Raw genomic sequence first — 1,667 nt, 5'->3', positions numbered from 1 at the left:
GACTAGCTGGTCCGCGGCGGGTCGCCGGTCCGCCTCCGGGAGCACGGCGACGGCGTCGGCGGCGGCCTGCAGCTGCCGGCACATCGCGCCGATGGCGGTACGCACCGTCGTCGCGGCATGATCGAGTCGCTCGACCGTCCGGTCCCGGCTCACTGTGGCGACGGTCATGCCGACGAAGAAGGATCCGAGCAGAACCGGACCGAGCACGACCGCCAGAAAAGCAGTAGTGAGTCGGCCACGCAGAGTCACACGTCCTCCTGGAAGTGGCCTTCTTTGGAGCGATGCTGACATAGTGTGCGCCGTTTGCCGGTTTCTGTAAGGGGGTGTTGCATGCCGGATTTCGCCGGTGGAGCGGAAAAATCTCGGCCCGGGAAGATTGCGCTACGCAATCAGCTGCTCGCAGCGCGTAAAAACCTGACCCCCCAAACCCGCGCGAAGGCCGCGGCCGCGATCCAAGCCGCCCTCAAAGATCTCGTACGCGCACAGTCCCCCACGATGATCGCGGGGTATGTCCCCCTGGCGCCGGAGCCCGGCGGCCCCGACCTGCCCGAGGTCCTGGGCGACCGGCTGATCCTCCCGGTGCTGCTGCCGGACAACGACCTCGACTGGGTCCGCTACGAGGGGCCGGATACCCTGCGGCCAGGCCGGCGAGGCCTGCGGGAGCCGATCGGGCCCCGCCTCGGCGTCGACGCGATCGCCCAGGCCACCCTGCTGATCGTCCCCGCACTGGCCGTCGACCGCAGCGGCATGCGCCTGGGCCGTGGCGGCGGCTCCTACGACCGCGCGCTGGCCCGCGCCGGACGGGCGTACACGGTGGCTCTGCTGCACGACGGTGAGCTGCTGCCCGAGGTGCCGGCCGAGCCGCACGACCGCCGCGTACACGCCGCGATCACACCGGCCGAGGGTCTCAGCGACACCGCGGACTGGACGAAATAAACTCCGATGACGGAGCATTGGCACTCCTAGACGACGAGTGCCAAGCCATTGAGCAACACGGAGGACCAGTGCCCACGTACCAGTACGCCTGCACCGAGTGTGGTGAACAGCTCGAGGCGGTGCAGTCCTTCTCCGACCCGGCCCTCACCGAGTGCCCGAACTGCAGCGGCAAGCTCCGCAAGGTCTTCAACTCGGTGGGCATCGTCTTCAAGGGCTCCGGCTTCTACCGCAACGACTCCCGCGCCGGGAACGTGAGCGCCGAGAAGTCCGCCGCGCCCGCGGCCGAGAGCAAGTCGGACTCGTCGTCCTCGACCCCCGCCGCGACGCCTGCGGCCGCGGGCTCGAGCTCGGGTTCCTCCAGCTCGTCCGGCTCGGGCTCCTCCGGATCCAGCTCGTCGGGCTCCAGCCCGGCCAAGTCGGCGACGACTTCCTCCTCCTAGCACGACCGGCTCAGAGCTGGGCGGTTGTCCACATCCCGGGGTTGTCCACAGGGCGGCCCCGGGATCTGCTGTGCCCCGCCTATCGTCCTGATCCCTGGCGCCGGATGTCGACGGTGCCCTGGGAGGGTCAGGAGGCGGCTATGCGCGGCAGAGGCCGCCGGGAGCCCCGGCTGGATCCGGTCCGCTGGCGCCGGCCCGGGCGGGCGACTTTGCTGCGGTCGGCGGTGGTGGCGGTTCTGATCGGTACGGCGGCGGTGGTGATGTGGGCGCGGCCCGGCGCCTGCGAAGCCG

At 70.4% G+C, this 1,667-nt stretch carries 2 protein-coding genes and 1 pseudogene; 2 read left to right on the top strand and 1 reads right to left on the bottom strand.

Going from position 1 to position 1,667, the window contains the following annotated elements; translation table 11 throughout:
- A pseudogene (locus AB0C29_RS47200) lies at positions 1-249 on the bottom strand (diguanylate cyclase); the annotation flags it as partial.
- An 81-nt stretch (positions 250-330) separates the two neighbouring features.
- Between AB0C29_RS47200 and AB0C29_RS47195 the strand changes: the two are divergent.
- Entirely contained in the window at positions 331-936 is a 606-nt protein-coding gene (locus AB0C29_RS47195) for a 5-formyltetrahydrofolate cyclo-ligase (RefSeq protein WP_360834750.1), read from the top strand.
- A gap of 68 nt (positions 937-1,004) precedes the next feature.
- The gene (locus tag AB0C29_RS47190) at positions 1,005-1,376 is read left to right on the top strand and encodes an FmdB family zinc ribbon protein (protein WP_360834748.1); all 372 of its coding nucleotides are present in this window, start codon (positions 1,005-1,007) and stop codon (positions 1,374-1,376) included.
- Positions 1,377-1,667 lie beyond the last annotated feature (291 nt).

The organism is Actinoplanes sp. NPDC048791, assembly GCF_040650095.1.
Lineage (GTDB): Bacteria > Actinomycetota > Actinomycetes > Mycobacteriales > Micromonosporaceae > Actinoplanes.
The sequence above is the reverse complement of the archived record's forward strand: the minus strand, read 5'-3'. Positions and strand labels throughout refer to the sequence as shown.

Excerpts from the sequence above, each read along its gene's own strand:
- AB0C29_RS47195 (WP_360834750.1), top strand. The coding sequence starts at position 331 with ATGCCGGATTTCGCCGGTGGAGCGGAAAAATCTCGGCCCGGGAAGATT.